Annotated in this window: 14 protein-coding genes; 8 read left to right on the top strand and 6 right to left on the bottom strand. The window is 49.9% G+C overall.

Annotated features, from left to right (window positions below):
• Positions 1 to 9: 9 nt before the first annotated feature.
• Entirely contained in the window at positions 10 to 849 is an 840-nt protein-coding gene (locus tag DUW71_RS07675) for a phytanoyl-CoA dioxygenase family protein (protein ID WP_119394661.1), read from the top strand.
• A 180-nt stretch (positions 850 to 1,029) separates the two neighbouring features.
• Here the strand turns inward: DUW71_RS07675 and DUW71_RS07670 are convergent, their stop codons facing one another.
• From DUW71_RS07670 to DUW71_RS07660, 3 genes are all read right to left on the bottom strand, one after another.
• Positions 1,030 to 3,366 (bottom strand): FtsX-like permease family protein, encoded by a 2,337-nt coding sequence (locus DUW71_RS07670; protein WP_119394660.1) that lies wholly within the window; start codon positions 3,364 to 3,366, stop codon positions 1,030 to 1,032.
• The gene (locus tag DUW71_RS07665; protein WP_119394659.1) at positions 3,359 to 4,048 is read right to left on the bottom strand and encodes an ABC transporter ATP-binding protein; all 690 of its coding nucleotides are present in this window, start codon (positions 4,046 to 4,048) and stop codon (positions 3,359 to 3,361) included. The genes DUW71_RS07670 and DUW71_RS07665 overlap by 8 nt, the downstream gene beginning before the upstream one ends.
• Before the next feature lie 135 nt (positions 4,049 to 4,183).
• Positions 4,184 to 5,179 (bottom strand): SDR family oxidoreductase, encoded by a 996-nt coding sequence (locus DUW71_RS07660; protein WP_119394658.1) that lies wholly within the window; start codon positions 5,177 to 5,179, stop codon positions 4,184 to 4,186.
• A gap of 168 nt (positions 5,180 to 5,347) precedes the next feature.
• Between DUW71_RS07660 and DUW71_RS07655 the strand changes: the two genes are divergently transcribed.
• The 5 genes from DUW71_RS07655 (at position 5,348) to DUW71_RS07635 (ending at position 9,399) form a co-directional block, all read left to right on the top strand.
• Positions 5,348 to 5,869, top strand: a complete 522-nt coding sequence (locus DUW71_RS07655; RefSeq protein ID WP_119394657.1) for a methylated-DNA--[protein]-cysteine S-methyltransferase — start codon at positions 5,348 to 5,350, stop codon at positions 5,867 to 5,869.
• A gap of 61 nt (positions 5,870 to 5,930) precedes the next feature.
• The gene (locus tag DUW71_RS07650; RefSeq protein ID WP_199671175.1) at positions 5,931 to 7,241 is read left to right on the top strand and encodes an ABC1 kinase family protein; all 1,311 of its coding nucleotides are present in this window, start codon (positions 5,931 to 5,933) and stop codon (positions 7,239 to 7,241) included.
• A gap of 282 nt (positions 7,242 to 7,523) precedes the next feature.
• Positions 7,524 to 8,072: a ClbS/DfsB family four-helix bundle protein gene (locus tag DUW71_RS07645; RefSeq protein WP_119394656.1), complete on the top strand. Its 549-nt coding sequence runs from the start codon at positions 7,524 to 7,526 to the stop codon at positions 8,070 to 8,072.
• 221 nt (positions 8,073 to 8,293) lie between these two features.
• On the top strand, positions 8,294 to 8,704 hold the full coding sequence (locus tag DUW71_RS07640) for an MbcA/ParS/Xre antitoxin family protein (protein ID WP_158583922.1): 411 nt from the start codon (positions 8,294 to 8,296) through the stop codon (positions 8,702 to 8,704).
• The gene (locus DUW71_RS07635; protein WP_119394654.1) at positions 8,704 to 9,399 is read left to right on the top strand and encodes an RES family NAD+ phosphorylase; all 696 of its coding nucleotides are present in this window, start codon (positions 8,704 to 8,706) and stop codon (positions 9,397 to 9,399) included. The genes DUW71_RS07640 and DUW71_RS07635 overlap by 1 nt, the downstream gene beginning before the upstream one ends.
• Here DUW71_RS07635 and DUW71_RS07630 read toward each other — a convergent pair whose 3' ends face one another.
• Complete coding sequence (locus tag DUW71_RS07630; RefSeq protein WP_119394653.1) at positions 9,400 to 10,878, bottom strand: GTPase family protein; 1,479 nt, start codon at positions 10,876 to 10,878, stop codon at positions 9,400 to 9,402.
• Entirely contained in the window at positions 10,862 to 11,965 is a 1,104-nt protein-coding gene (locus DUW71_RS07625; protein WP_199671174.1) for a YcjF family protein, read from the bottom strand. Before DUW71_RS07625 ends, DUW71_RS07630 begins: the two co-directional genes overlap by 17 nt.
• A gap of 120 nt (positions 11,966 to 12,085) precedes the next feature.
• On the opposite strand from DUW71_RS07625, the gene DUW71_RS07620 reads away from it, so the two are divergent.
• Positions 12,086 to 13,444 carry a class II fumarate hydratase gene (locus tag DUW71_RS07620; protein ID WP_119394652.1) on the top strand — a complete coding sequence of 453 codons (1,359 nt, stop codon included), beginning with the start codon at positions 12,086 to 12,088 and terminating at the stop codon, positions 13,442 to 13,444.
• Positions 13,445 to 13,542: 98 nt separating this feature from the next.
• Positions 13,543 to 14,463, top strand: a complete 921-nt coding sequence (locus DUW71_RS07615; protein ID WP_119394651.1) for a LysR substrate-binding domain-containing protein — start codon at positions 13,543 to 13,545, stop codon at positions 14,461 to 14,463.
• On the opposite strand, the gene DUW71_RS07610 is transcribed toward DUW71_RS07615, so the two are convergent.
• Positions 14,460 to 15,779 carry a formate/nitrite family transporter gene (locus DUW71_RS07610; RefSeq protein ID WP_119394650.1) on the bottom strand — a complete coding sequence of 440 codons (1,320 nt, stop codon included), beginning with the start codon at positions 15,777 to 15,779 and terminating at the stop codon, positions 14,460 to 14,462. The genes DUW71_RS07615 and DUW71_RS07610 overlap by 4 nt on opposite strands.
• Positions 15,780 to 15,916: the final 137 nt, after the last annotated feature.

Raw genomic sequence — 15,916 nt, 5'->3', positions numbered from 1 at the left:
CGCTCGGGCATGACGCACCTCGCTACCACTCGCGTATTACCGGAAAACTGGGTAATATCGCCCGCCTCAATCGTGAGTGGTGGTGAAGTGCTGACTTCAATTCAGATCAATTTTTTTCAACAATATGGCTATTTGGTACTGCCTGGCGCAGCACTCAATGATTTAGCCGTGCTTAGAGCAGAGGCACAGCGTCAACTCGCTCACCCAGAGCAGCCCATGGAACTTGAAGCCACTGTGGGTTACCCAGGGGCGCCCTTGGCAAACGCAGAAGGCGGTGACACGGTTCGCCGGCTATTAAAAGCCACGGAACGTTCAAAAGTGTGGCTTGATTGGGCAACCAGTGCGCAAGCAAAAGCTTGGCTGGCGCCACTGGTGAATGACGCTGACCCCGCTAAAAAAGTTTGGTTAAACCCTAATCATCACAATTGCTTAATGACAAAGTCGCCGCGGTATTCAAGTGATACCGGCTGGCACCAAGACATTCGTTATTGGCAGTTTAAGCAGCCACAGTTAGTGAGTATGTGGCTAGCGCTTGGTGATGAACGCACCGAAAACGGTGGCTTGCAGGTTATTCCTGGCAGCCATGCCGCTGTATTTTCCAGTAACCAGTTCGATGAAAAGAAATTCTTTCGAACCGATTTTACTACTAACCTTACTTGGCTTGAGAAATCTGTCAGTATTGAACTGAATGCAGGCGACGTATTGCTGTTCGATAGCCGCCTGTTACACAAAGCAAGTCGCAACCATAGCGAGCTCACCAAGTTATCACTGGTGTTTACCTATCACGGTGAAAGCAATTACCCCATCGCCGGCACCCGCTCGGCGAGCCAGCCAGAAATTAAACTTTAGCGGATGGGTGTTTTTTAAAGGGGCTAGATGCCCGATAAAAGCACTCGGGCATGACGAGGGCGACCTAAACTTTAGCGGATGGGTGTTTTTTAAAGGGGCTAGATGCCCAATAAAAGCACTCGGGCATGACGAGGGCGACCCACTCGGGCATGACGAGGGCGACCCACTCGGGCATAACGCCTACAACATCCGGTGCACCCGCCAGGCGGCGATGCCGCTACTCAGAGCAAACATGAGTACGGTAAAGCCCAGTAACCAAGCAAAGGGCTGCCATAAAATGTTAAGTGGCATGCTCCAGCCAAAGGCGATTACATTGATGTCGTTAATCAATAATGCCGATAACCAGATGCCGATGGGCACGCTAACAGCAAAGGTAAGTAGCACCATTAAGCCAATCGGGGCGGTCACAATCATTAGCCACTCTCTACCACTTACTCCAAGCGCTCGCCATTGCTGATATTGTTGCATGCGCTGTTGGTGAACCGAGAGTAGGGCGGCGAATAAGGCAATGCCTGCCACGGCGAAGGTAAGTGTATTTAGGGCGCCGGTTATGGCAAAGGTGCGGTCGAAAATCGCGAGGGCTATTGATAGCAGCTCAGTCTGATCAATCCACAACTCTGCGGGCAACTCATTTAGCACGTTAGCTACCGGCGCATCTAACCATAGAGCATGGCCAAGTGGCTCTGCGTTCGGCCAGTGCTGCAATAGCGTATCTTGCGCCAGATAAAACGAATAATAAGGGTTGCCATAATCATGAAAGAAGCCGCGTATCACAAACGGCTGCAGGCCTGTTTCAGTGGCTAATTCAATGGTATCACCAAGCTTGGCACCGCCAAGGTGTTTACTTTGCTCATTAGCTAATACACTGTTGGCTTGCCACACTCTCTCACCGGATTCCATTGGCAACGCACGCATATCCGGCGCACTGGTGTTCACGCCAAGAATTTCGGCAGGACGGTCTTGCCAGCGCTCGGTTACCCCATAACGTGTATGAGCGGCGAGCACTTCAGGATTTTGGCGGTAATTATTAATGTCTACCTCGGGCTGTAAATAGGCACTGGCCGATAACCGCACCGTTAACCAATCACTCAGTGCTACCCGAAACGAGCCGACCAACAAACTCACACCTATATTGGCAACCAACGCCAATAGCACAGCCATCATAGCAATGCGCAAGTGGGGCAGCTGTGCAAAGATATCACTGACTGCCCAGCGCACACGCCAAAAACGCTGAGGAATTACACCCGTTATCGCCTTGGCAGCTAGATACAACACAACGGGTAGCAGTAGTGCACAGCCAAATAATGTGAAGGTAAGCATCACAAAACTAGTGGTCACCTTGCTGGCATTGGCGGCTAACACCGCACTAACAAGTAACAACAATGGCGCAATCACTAGCAATATAACGGGCAGTTTTTCCTGGCGCTGATGTTTGATTTTTTGGGTGGCACTGAGCCAAAGTGGACCAGCAATGGCGAGTACGACCCCTAATAGCGTCATAAGGCCCGCTTGTAACCAGTGTGCGGCAGATAAAGTAACCGCTGGGCTAACCACGGCGCCAAACAGGCTCTGCAAGCTAGCTGCCACCGCTGGCAACAATAAGTTGGCCAGTAAAAAACCCGCCGTACCGCCTAGGGTTGTGCCCAGTAATGCCCAAAGTAGTGCTTCAATAGCAATGGCTAGGGCAATGATACCGGTAGGGGTGCCAAGCTCGCGCAGGGTTTGCATGGTTTTCGTGCGGCTATGCAACGAGAAGCGCACTGCGTTGAAAACAATAAAAAGTCCAACAACGAATGCCAACCAACCCAAAGCACCTAGCTGAATATGCAGGCTGTCGGTTAACTCTTGCAGGTCGAGCGTTTGCTGATTGCGCACCAGTTGCAGCGAATCGGGTAGGCTCGCTTGTAAGGCGGCAATGCGTTGGTTACTCAGCGCGGGCACGCCAATATAGGTAAAACCAGCTGATGAGGTAAGGCGGCCAGCATAACGCAAATCAGTGATCAGTTGGTTGCCAGCCTGGTCGTCAATGATGACAGCAGGCGGCAGAAACTGGCCATTGGCAAGCTTTATGGCTTGTCGGTTGCGCACCGACAGCTGCTCAGCAATGCTGGCAGGTACCAGTGTATAAAGTGGCAATGGGGCAAAAGTGGCTTGTGCACCGGGTAATTGCTCTAGATTACTGGCGATAACAGACAGTGCCACGCCCGACTCGCTCATCAGGCTTAGCTCACGAACGGGGTACAGGCCGGTAAAACCTGCGTTGGAAAGCTCGACGAGGATGCTTTCTGGCACTAGATCGCTGCCATTGAAGCCAGGGCGAATTAGGTACTTTGCTTGCGTGCCCAAAAGCTGGTCGGCGTCTTGGTAGCTGGCTTTGGCGTGGCTGTTAATTAATGTGACGCTGCTCCATAGCGCCACACCTAGTACCAAACCTAATAGCAAAAATAGCCCTTGGCCAATATGGCGGCGATAATGGCTAAGCAGCACAGCCGTGCAAAGCCACAGTGTATTAAACATGGCGATCGGCTTCACGGTCTGTACCGGCTATTGCTAAGCAGCCGTTTGCAAGATGCCATTGCTGGTCAAGGTACTGCGCCATAGTGGGGCTATGCGTCACCATCAACAAGCTGCTGTTGGCCGATTTCACACAATCGAGGAATAAAGTCATCACCTGTTTGGCCGTTTGCTCATCCAAGTTGCCAGTTGGTTCGTCGGCTAATACTAACGCGGGGCGATGGGCTAGTGCTCGTGCAATGGCAACTCGTTGCTGCTGACCACCAGATAAGGCGTCTGGTAATTGCTTGAGCTTATCGCCAAGCCCAAGGCGTTCTATCAATTGTGCAATAAACGCTTCGTCCAGTCGCCCAGCTAAGCGTGCTTGCAGGCGAATATTGTCGGCTACGGTAAGCGTTGGTATGAGATGAAAATCTTGAAAAACAAGACTCAATTGCGTTCTTCGAAGCGTGTCCCATTGCTTACGTGTCGCTTGGCTCATCGACTGCTGGTTTATCAGTAACTCACCCGAGTCAGGTTGGTCGAGCCCGGCGATTAAATGCAACAAGGTACTTTTGCCACTACCACTTTCGCCCAATAAGGCGACCGATTTGCCAGACGCTAGCTCGCCGCTGACATTATTGAGTACTGATAGATACCCATCAGGCTGTTGATAGCCTTTGCTGAGTTGCCGAAGTTCCAACACGTGCGATATTGCCCTTTATGATTTATTGCCACAGTAACATACGCACGACACTGCCAGATGAATACATTGCTTTGATACCAACTTTAACGACAGAGCCCAACTAGCTCGCACTAGTTGAGCCTTGCGGTGAGATGCTCAACGGTTAGCGTATTGTTTGACTGCTTTGGCCGAGTCGACAATTGACGTGCTAACTGGGATAAAAGTGAATCCAAAGGTCTTTTCGGCCTTATCGCCCGATACAGCTAGGGTGCGACCAAGGCTTTGAGCCATCATTTTGGCATCGCCGGAAAATAGCCCCATGGCTTTGATTAACCAGCCTGGTGCTTCGCTCTTTGGTGCTTTTACTGAAGCATCCCAAGCGCGCAGCATATTAGCGGCTTCTAAAATTGAATGGGCGCCCGCGGCAGCGGCAAAGCGTTCGCCTTTTGCTGCTTCTAGGGTAATGGCATCAACATGCATGCGCGCAACATCTCGCACATCCACGGCTACAAGGTCCATTGGAGGGGCGACCGGGATTTTACCTGTCATTAATTGCTCAACCAGCTCAAGTGATGTGCCATAGCGGCTATCCATTGGTGGGCCAAATACTGCACCCGGGTTAATGGTCGTAAGCGCCATGTTTGGATTGTCTTTAACAAAGTCCCAAGCGGCTTTTTCGGCTAGTGTTTTTGATGCCTCGTAGGCACTCACTGAAGGGTGATCTGGTGTGGTCCAGTTAGATTCGTCCGACACCTGCTGAGCGGGTTTGTTGGCATCTTTATAAATGGCGGCACATGAAGAAGTAAGGATCACTCGTTCTATGCCTGCTGCTTTCGCTGCATTTAAAGCACGCAAGGTACCCTGAACGGCCGGGCGAATCAGTACTTGGGGGTCTTTCGGTTGGCTTAGTGGAAAGGGGGAAGCGGTATGCATTAACACGTCGCAGCCGGTCATGGCTTCTTGCCAACCGTCATCCTTCTCCAAGTCCAAAAAGGCAAATTCAAGCGTGTGATTAGGAAACAACGCCTCTAGCTCAGCTTTACGTTTCTGCGAGCGAACCGACGCCCGCACTTCATAGCCTTTTTCTAATAATTCACGCACGACGTGCTTGGCAATAAAGCCCGAAGCACCGGTTACAAATACCTTAGTCATGTACCCTCCTTTTATATTTGGGCAAAAAAGTTGTTAGCCCAATAAGTTACAGGCTGTCAGTAGACTAGTACGTAAAGATAGGCGTTTTGTGTTTATTTTGTCTTACTTGTTTTGCTATAAAAGGTTCTGCTATAACTGTGTTGCTGTATAAAAACACATGAGGCAACCATGCAGACCATTCAAATTCAATATCACAAAACGCGATTGGCTGAGTTTGTGTTGGGTAGCCTTAATAATGAGCTGTGTTTATGTGATTTTCGCTACCGAAAACTGCGTGCTCAGGTTGATGAGCGGATAAAACGGGTTGCCAATGCCGAGTTTGTCGAGCAAGACACCCCGCTGCTTGCTGCCACACGCACTCAGCTAGATGAATACCTGCTCGGTAAGCGTCGCGAGTTCGACCTACCCCTTAAACTTCTGGGTAGCGCGTTTCAACAACAGGTTTGGCAAGCATTGTTAGATGTACCTTACGGCAGTACAACTAGCTATCAGGCGATAGGAGAGGCCATCGGTAATGCAAAAGCGGTGCGCGCTATTGGGACCGCCAATGGTGCTAATGCAATCGCAATCATTGTGCCGTGCCATCGCGTGATTGGTCGCGATGGGAGTTTGACTGGATACGGTGGTGGGCTAGCGCTCAAACAAAAACTACTGAACTTAGAGCAGAGTCAGTTTTTCTTAGCGCCATAGAACTTGTGCTTGCGCCAAAGCGTACAAGCTAACAGATAGCCACCTATTAATGGAGACGCTCGTGCGCGATTCAAAACCTATTCCTAGTTCACGCTTAGCTCGCATGAGTAAACTTGGCGGCTTTGCCAGCAAGGTTGCTGGTAACGTGCTAGCGGGCGGCGCCAAACAACTAGCCACAGGTAATAGGCCAAAGTTTGGCGACCTGCTGCTGACACCCAAAAATATAGACAGCTTAGTTACCCAGCTGGCGCATATGCGTGGTGCGGCAATGAAGCTTGGTCAGTTACTATCAATGGATGCCGGTGAGGTACTCACGCCAGAACTGGCGGCTTTACTAGAGCGTTTACGCAGTGATGCCGACCCAATGCCATACAAGCAGTTTGTTCAGGTTATGAATAATGCTTGGGGTGGCGACTGGCAAGGCCGAGTGCAGTACATTTCGCCGCGCCCATTCAGTGCTGCCTCTATTGGTCAAGTGCACAAAGCCAACTCGCACGACGGCGATACCCTGGCCATTAAAGTGCAATACTTAGGGGTGTCGCGCAGTATCGACAGCGATGTCGACAATGTCATGAGCCTGCTGCGCATGGCGCGTTTGTTGCCAGCCGGAATTGAAGAAAGTGGCTTGGTGGATGAGGCCAAAGCTCAGCTTAAAATGGAAGCAGACTACCGCCATGAAGCCGAAATGGCGAAGCAATACGCCAAACTGTTAGATGGCGACGACCGCTTTGCCATTCCACATATCTATGATGAATTAACCACCGAAACCACGTTGGCGATGGCGTTCGTTAATGGCCAGCCCATTGATTCACTAGCCAGCCAAGCCCAACGCGATCAATTTGCCACCGCGCTAATTGAGTTGTTCTTGCGTGAGTTACTTGAATTGCAGTTTATGCAAACCGACCCAAACCCGGCCAACTACCAAGTGCAAGCGGACGGCACCATTGTTTTACTCGATTTCGGTGCCACTCGTAAAATTAGTGATGTGGTGAGCCATGGTTACCGTAAGCTATTAAACGCTGGTTACCACAACGACCGAGGCGAAATAGCCAAAGCGGCCGAACAAATTGGCTACTTCAATGCCGATATTCCAACTAGCTACAAAGAGCAGGTCGTTGAACTGTTTGTATTGGCCACCGAAGCGCTACGTAGCGATGGTGACTTCGATTTTGCCGCCAGCGATCAAGCTAAACGCATAAGAGAGCAGGGCATTGCTATTAGTCAGGCTATGCGCGAAAGCAAAAGTGGCTGGCATAGCCCACCCGTTGATGCCTTATTCATTCACCGCAAGGTTGCCGGCTTGTATTTAATCGCCGCCAAGCTACAAGCCAAGGTGCCGGTCAAAGAGATGTTTCAGCGCTACCTTGATTAGAACGGTACAACTCGCTTACAACACCATTTCAACTCAAGTAGGTCCGTAAATCACCGGCGCAGCGGGTGTTTGCGGACATGGATGTCTGTCCACTGCCAATCACAGCAGCATGATAGGTTTATGGATTTGCTGCATGTCAAAGGAATGCATCCACCACATAGGTTTTTGCTGGTATTTGCTGTACTTTGAAACTTATCAATTGCCTCATCTAGTGCTGCGCATAACTAGTTTTAGGCATAACGCCCGCAGTTGATGATCCATTGTTAATAAAAGGAGTTGAGGATGGCAAGGCCGAAAACTAAGGAAGCACTTGTTGTACAAGCCGAAGAATCATTTTCCAAGCTATTTCAGTATATCGATTCGATGTCAGGCGCGGCTCTGAACACAGAATTTGATTTTTCTAACGACAAAAGCAAAAAAGAACAGCATTGGAGTCGTGACCGAAACCTTCGTGATGTGTTGGTGCACCTGTATGAATGGCACCAATTACTGCTTCGATGGGAGGCTTCGAATATGGCTGGGAAAAAGGCTAGCTTTCTGCCTGAGCCATATAACTGGAAAACCTACGGGCAAATGAATATCGAAATTTGGCAAAAGCATCAAACAACAAGCTTGGATGACGCAAAACTTTTGGTGCAGCAGAGTCATAGTGCTGCCCATGAATTAGTGAAAAAGCATTCTGAAGAAGCGCTTTTTACAAAACAATTTTTCGACTGGACTGGCACAACAACGCTAGGCAGCTACTGTGTTTCGACGATGCCGAGCCACTATGAATGGGCGTTAAAAAAGCTTAAAGCGCACGTAAAAATGCACGCTCTGGATCGTTCGTGAGAAACCCTATAAGCAGCCGAGCTAGCTTTTGGCTAACGGTTACTTCTGTTTGGGCCGTAATTTTGTTGGCTAGTTATCTCAGCTCACAGTTCGCTAGGCTACATAGTGTTGCTGGTGCTGTTGTTGATACAGGTTAGCAATTACCAGCCAAACCATTTTGCATGATTGTGTTATATGCTACACTAACTGTTGTAAATAAAACACTCAGTGTAGGTGATCTGATGACAGCTCAGCCGAGTCATCCTTATGACAACACGCAAGCCAACTTTGATGAGGCGCAGCGCCTTTCTCTTGGCAAAATGCTACTTAAGCTATTTGACCATTGGCAGTTAAAGACCGATGAGCAATTGCGCTTATTGGGATATTCACCTAGCAATCGGCGAGCGCTTAGTACGCTGCAAACTAAACCGTTTAGCAATGATCAAGACAAGTTGGACCGCGCTGGTTTGCTATTAGGCATTCACAAGAACCTGCGTTTGCTGTTTCCTGGTCAACCAGACTTGCTATACGGCTGGATTACTCGGCCAAATTTGGCGTTTCAAGGTATGCGTCCATTGGATGTAATGCTGCAATATCATTTGCTAGGCTTACATATGGTGAAGCACTACTTAGACGTGCAGCGGGGCCAATAATGGTAAATGAGCTTACTTTGGATGGTTTAACGCTCATTGAAGTGCGCCAGCTTTTGTACCGCAACATTGTCTCGCTGCAGGTATCGCAAGATTTGTTTGATGATTTATCCGATGACCCGAGCGAACAGCAAGTAGCCGCGCAGTGTGAAATGGCCGTAAAGCAGAGCATTTTTACCTCGAGTTGCCCTGTGATTGACCGACCCTTTGAGGATGCCCTGTTTCGCCAAGTAATCGAATACCCCTTTGCCAATCCAGGCGCTAGCCGCTTTTCTACGGGCCAGTGGGGCGTGTGGTATGGGTGCCATGAGCTGTCTACCACTATCTATGAGACTGGATATCATTGGGTAAATGGGCTGCTGCGCGATACCCAAGCGCTTGACAATGGCCGCCAAATTGAGCGCAAGGTCTACACGGTTGACTGCAACGCGGCACTGATTAATCTAAGCAATGGGCTATCCACTCACCCTAATGTCTTTGACCCGCGTGATTATGGTACCTCACAGCAGTTTGGCAAATTAATTCACGACCGCGGCTTACCAGGTGTGCATTGTCCTTCGGTGCGCGATCAGCAGGGTATGAACGCTGCGATCTTCACGCCATCGGTACTTACTGACGCTAAAGTTTGCAAGTTTTTGCGCTACGAATATCGCGATGGCGCGGTATGGTGCGATGGTGATCCATACGACGTAATGTAGTTACCGCTGCCATCGGCGGAACAAGGTTTTGCTTAGTGTGGCAGCACGTTGAGCCTGAGCACTCAAGCCAGGCACTTTGGCACGGCGTTGGCGGTTTAGCTGGGTATTCACCGCTTGCTCGTATAACAATTCAATACTTGCGAGCAGCGAGTTTAAGTTGACCGGGTTAGGGGCTAAGCAAACTGGAATCACCTGCATCGCCAGCAATTCCTCATTATAAGCCAATGCCTGTTGAACAATCTCACTGTTTAGCATGCTCTGTTCAATAGAGTCGGTAGCATTAGCAAGATTCGCTAGCAGGTCTACTTGGTTAAGCACGCCGAGCTGAATCGGGGCGAGCTTGTCCGGGTGATCTTGATAGTACGCATCAATCTGGGCTTTAAACCGACGATCTAGCTGGCGCGCAGGCTGGTTTGCTTTCAGCACCCAAATAACTAGATCACTGTTTTGCACGGCTTGTAATAGTGTTTTTTCACGCTTGGTAGTGCCATCCAAACCTGGAAGGTCGACTAAATGCAGTCGCATGGTTTGGCTAATCTCACATTCGTAGGCGGCAGCTTCATTAGTGCTTGGCAGCCGGTGCACCTCGGCGTTCATTTGCTGGCATAAAGCATTCACTAGACTAGATTTCCCGGCACTTACTTGCCCAATTACGCTGATGGTAATGGCGTTTACTGGCGGAGTGAACTCAGCGGTTTGCTGCTGTGTGGCCTGAAAGCGCCCGCTATATAGGTCGATGGCGGTGCGGCCTATTTCTTCGAGTAAGGCCGTTTTTAACAGTTGGTCGGTCTCGGCAAGAAGCTTTTTTCCGACCTGATTGACAATGATGTTGCGGGCTTCACCTACCAGCGCTGCCAGTGGATTAATGGTGCGGTAGGCTCGATATAAATTATATGTAAATTTATATGCTTTAAATCCCGTTTTTAACGACTTTTTATTATCAAATCCCGTTTTAATGTACGACAGCTTCGCCTGCTCTATGTAGGGTACTTGGGCAATCAATACTTCCCGATAGCGCCGGCTCACTTCCTCGGTTAGGCGCAGTGCTTCGGGCAAACTAAAGGCCAACTCGTTACTTTTTTGATAGCTTTGGGCAATGTTTTGAATCATCTCTAGGCTTGCCGCAGGCAGCTCACGCCAATCTGGGTTATCTGCTACCAGTTGTTTAATAAGGGGCAATTGTTTTTGCCAAACCTCTTCATCGTATGCGCTCCAATGGCCAAGGGGGGCTTGCGTTTCAAGCGCTGGCATTTGCGCGCTGAGTCGGCGCAGCCACAGGCGGCTAGCAAGCCACACGAGTGCCACACTTATCAGCGACACCGCTAATATAACCAATAGCCATTGCTGCTCTATGGCATACAGCACGCCAAAAACTATTAGTACCGCTGCTGTGGGCAGGGTGCCGACAATAAACAGCAAAACAAACCAAAATAGCTTGCCTTTGAGAGCCTGCGCGAGCTGATTATTTGTCTTCGACATCTTCGGCTACCTGTTTGCTAACTGTCAGTGCTTGGCGATATAGCGCTTTGAGTTCGTCTTGCGACACTGACTCGCCGCGGCTTTTATGGAATAGGTACTTGGCTGCCACTCGGCCTAGCGCATAGGTGGTGCTAAAACTAATGGCCGCTGCCGATGCCGCGCCGATAGTTTGGCCATAGGCTGGGATGAGCTTAGTTAATTGGCGCAAACCAAGGTGAGCGGAATACTGAATGCCAAAGCCAGCGCCTAGTGCGCCAATAAGTTCACCGTATTCACGTTTACCCCACTCAACTCCAAATTGCTGGCCGAGGCTGTGTAACATTTTGGCCTGTATAGAGGGCACCGACACCAGGCCAACCACGGGGAAGATGTCACTGCCACCGGCAACGCCTGCATACCAAAGTACCTCGTTGCGAAGTGTGTGAAAGCTTTGCGACTCTTTATCTTGCAACTGGCTTGAATGCAGGCCAAGGCTAATAAAAGGGAGCTGCTGCGCGAGTAGAGTGAGTAGGGGGTCAATGTTATCGCCATTGAGATTCACCGCCACGTTTTCACAAGTACCGACAACGGCCTCCACTTGCTGTTGATTATGCCGTTGGCAAGCGTGGATCTCCTCTTCAGGTAATAAATCTAGACCGCTGTGCACAACAATAACTGGAAGTTTTCGGCCAGATTGTTGCACCTGCTTTAGGGCCGCCAGCACGCTGCTTTGCTCGGGGTCATCTAGCTTCATCACCACAACAATGGCCGAACTGTCGCTTTGGCAGGCATCAATGTCGGCTTGTGCCTGATAGTCAACCTCGCCAAGGCCTCGGGTATCTAAAAAGCGCATCAGTGGCTTGTTTTGCGGAAACTGGTAGCTCATAGCACTTTGGGTACAGGGCTTAAAGCCTAAGCCAATCTCAGCGGCAGTGTTGCCCGTGACCGCCTGCACCAAGCTAGATTTGCCCGCACCAGTTTTGCCAAGTAGCCAAAGCGTAGGCAGCATGCGTGCATCCACTTGCGCATCATTCGCCTGTAGTAACTCGTTTGCCGGTGGATTGATGATCCGCTTAGCCAGCTGCTTGATCCGATCGCGCGTTTTCACCTACCGTTCCCTACTAATAAACTGTATAGCGCCATAGTAGAGTGCTGCTGGGTAGCGGGCAACCGGCGATCTGCCATGCCAATGCAACGCGTAGGCTATGGTTAAGGAAAAGGAGGTGTTATGAGCAGAATTGAACGTGATAGTTTAGGCGAGGTTGAAGTGCCGCAAGAGGCGCTGTATGGCGCGCAAACGCAGCGGGCGATTAACAACTTTGCGATTGCCAACCGCAGTATGCCAAAAGCATTCATTGAAGCACTCATTCACATCAAAATGGCAGCGGCGGCGGCGAATAAATCGCTGGCAACGCTTGAGGATACAATCGCCGACGCCATCATTGATGCTTGTCAGCATCTACTTGCGGATGACTACATGCAGCATTTTCCCGTTGATGTGTTCCAAACAGGCTCGGGTACGAGCACCAATATGAATGCCAACGAGGTCATTGCAAGGCTTGCATCACAACGCAGTGGTGAAGTGGTCAATGCCAACGACCATGTGAACTATGGGCAAAGTAGCAATGATGTGATCCCGACAGCCATTCATGTTGCGGCAGTGATGCAAACAGAGCAGGCGCTATTGCCAGCCCTAGAGCATGCAAGCACTGTGATATCAGATAAAGCACGCGATCTTGCTGGCGTGGTAAAAACTGGCCGCACGCATTTGATGGACGCCATGCCCGTGCAATTTAGCCAAAGTCTGACAACCTGGCAGCATCAGTTGGATGACAATCGCCAGCAATTGACTCAACAGCTAGCTCGCATACGGCAACTGCCCATGGGCGGCACGGCGGTTGGTACGGGTGTTAATACGCACAAAGAGTTTGCCAAAACGTTTAACCAAAAGCTGAATCAGCAGTTAGGCACTGAGTTTTCACCTAGCCCACACCTTTTTACTTATATTGCCAGTCAGGATGCGGCGGTGGCGTTGTCTGGCAGCTTAAAAACCATCGCGGTAAGTCAGATGAAAATCGCCAATGATTTGCGCTGGATGAATTCTGGCCCCTTGGCCGGATTGGGAGAAATTGAGCTGCAGGCCTTGCAGCCTGGTTCGTCAATAATGCCGGGCAAGGTCAACCCAGTGATTCCTGAAGCGGCAGCTATGGTGTCGGCTCAGGTTATGGGCAATGATGTCACCATCGCTATTGCTGGTCAGTCCGGTAACTTCGAGCTAAATGTCATGCTGCCAGTCATCGCCGATAACCTATTAGCAAGCATAGCGTTACTGGGTAACAGTTTAACCGCCCTCGCAGATGATGCCATCGCTGGCTTTTCGGTTCGCCATGAGATGGTGCAAGCGCCGCTAGCAAAGAATCCAATTTTAGTCACCGCGCTTAACCCTATTATTGGCTATGCCAAGGCAGCTGACATTGCCAAGCAAGCTTATAAAGAGGGGCGACCTGTTATTGACGTCGCACTTGAGCAAACGGACATGAAGAAAGATGAACTTGAGCGCCTGCTTAATCCAGCAACTCTTACTTAAAAAAAGCTGCCAAATTCGTAACATTGATTGCGACGCATCAGCCAAGGATGGTTTAGGTGCACTATTCTAGTATCAGTAAAATTGATAGGGAGATTGGTATGCTTAGATACACCCTCAAACAAATCACAGTTTACGACGCCGTTGCTGAACTGGAAAGCGTAAGCGCCGCTGCACGGCGCTTGTCGATGACGCAATCGGCAGTCAGTATGTCGCTTAGTCAACTTGAGCGCCAGCTTGACCGGCCTCTGTTTATTCGCCAAGGCAATCGGCTAGCACTGAGTCATTGGGGACGATGGCTGCGTCCGAAAGCGAAAGCGCTACTACAGAACGCTCGCCAAATTGATATGGGCTTGCATGATGAGCAGCTGGTGAGTGGCGTGATTAGTGTTAGCGCCAGCCAGACCGCCGCTGAGCACTTGTTACCCGAACTCATCAGTAAAGTTGATGCCGACTTCCCAGAGTTGCGGGTTGAGCTGATGGTTGAGAATACAGAGCATGTCATTGAGTCGGTGCTCAATTACGACATTGATGTGGGCGTTATTGAAAGCCGCAATGATGATAGCAGAATTCATCAAGAAAACTGGATGACTGACCACCTTGTCGTCGTGGCCTCACCACATCACCCGTTCGCACAGTTAGAGCGGGTTAGCCTTGCCCAATTAGAGCAAGCCAAATGGGTGCTAAGAGAGCATGGTGCGGGTACACGAGGAATTTTTGATGGGGCCGTACATGGCTTAATCGACAACCTAGATGTGTGGAAAGAGTATCAGCATGTGCCTGTACTGGTTGAGCTAGTAAAAACGGGGAGTTACTTAAGCGCTATTCCATATTTAGACGTGGAGCACGATGTGCGCAATAAAAAGCTCGTGGTTTTACCAACCCCCCAGCTGGATATGAAGCGCCACATTAGCTTTATTTGGCGAACTGACGCAGGCGAGAACCCATTGCGAGATTGCCTGCTTGCAGAAGGGCGCCGCCTGCTTAGGCGGCGCGAACGAAAGGTGCTGGAACAGACTTAGCTGGCTAATTCTGTTAATTTTGCCTGGCTTCGAAACTGCCTAATTATCTCGTTTGCGGTGATCATTCCAACAAGATTGCCTTGTTGAGTCACGGCTACAGCGCAGTGGGCTGTACAAGCTTGTTTCAGTCGTTCAGAAAAAGGCAGGTAGGCGCCTGTTAAAAAACCACCGTCATTGACGGGGTACAGAGTACTTTGGTTAACAGTAAGGGCCTCAATGGTTGTTAATAGTGGGTCGTCAACAGTGATCGATGGGCATTGTCTGGCCATATCCAAGGCTGTCCAGCTTTGTTCGTCTAGCTCACCAGACCAGTAGAACCTCAGAATATCTTCTTGACTAATGCATCCAATTAGATGTTGATGGCGATCTATTACCAGCATGGCAGGAATAGACTTGTTTACCATTCTGGCCATGCACTGGTTCAGTGGCGTATCTGCTTCGATAAATACCTGATGGGTGCGCATCATATCGCCAGCAGTTTGATGAGTAAGATAGTGTTTCTGCAACGTATCCATAGGTGCCTCCTGGCGAGTAAGTTGGATTGATTTGTTTGGTTGGCATAAGGCCAGTATCAGCGTGCCGCCAACGATATTGCCGATGAGCACAGGTATTAGGTTATGGGTGATAAACGTTGACGGTTGCACGCTGGCTGGGTCGATAACCCAAGCCAGTGGCACAATGAATAAATTGGCGATGCTATGCTCAAAGCCGCTACTGACAAAGAGCGCGACCGGAAGGATGAGCAAGGCTGCTTTGGTGCCAGCATACTTGCTTGCAAATGACATCCAGATCGCCAAACACACCATTAAGTTACATAGCACCCCTAGGGCAAATGCTTCCTGCCAGGTATGCGACAACTTGTGATGGGCAATTGCCAGCACCTGTAAGCCCCACTCACCATGGCTTAGTGCGGCAAGGTTTGCCATGCGAACAAAGGCGACCAGTAAGGCTGCACCCAGAAGATTGCCAAGCAAGGTGATTAACCAGGTTTTTAACATCACGGGTAAGCGCACCTTACCCTGTGCGTAAGCGGCCATCATTAAAATGGAGCTGGTAAAGAGCTCTGCGCCACAAAGCACCACTAAGATTAAGCCGGTGCTGAAGGCAAGTCCTCCCAATAGGTGACTAACCCCCCAAGGCATGCTGCCCGCACCAGTGGTTACCGTGACATAAAAAAGATAAGCCAAGCCAATGAACACGCCAGCGCATGCGGCAAGGCGGAAGGTGGTGATGGTAGCTTGCTCGGACTTTTTCCGACCATAGTTGATCACTTGTTGAGTGAGCGACAAGCTCGGTAATGGATGAACATTATTCAAACCTGCCTCCTTAAGATATACATATAAAGACTCCTAACAATTAAAGGTTGGGCAGCGCTGCTATTTGTTACTGTATGCGCCTATAGCAATTTTGAATAATTGATAGTTTTGTATGGCTGTATCAATTTCGTTGATGT

The organism is Salinibius halmophilus, from assembly GCF_003577475.1.
In the GTDB taxonomy this organism is placed as follows: domain Bacteria; phylum Pseudomonadota; class Gammaproteobacteria; order Pseudomonadales; family Natronospirillaceae; genus Salinibius; species Salinibius halmophilus.
Note: the sequence above shows the minus strand (reverse complement) of the source record. Positions and strands in the feature narration are given on the sequence as shown.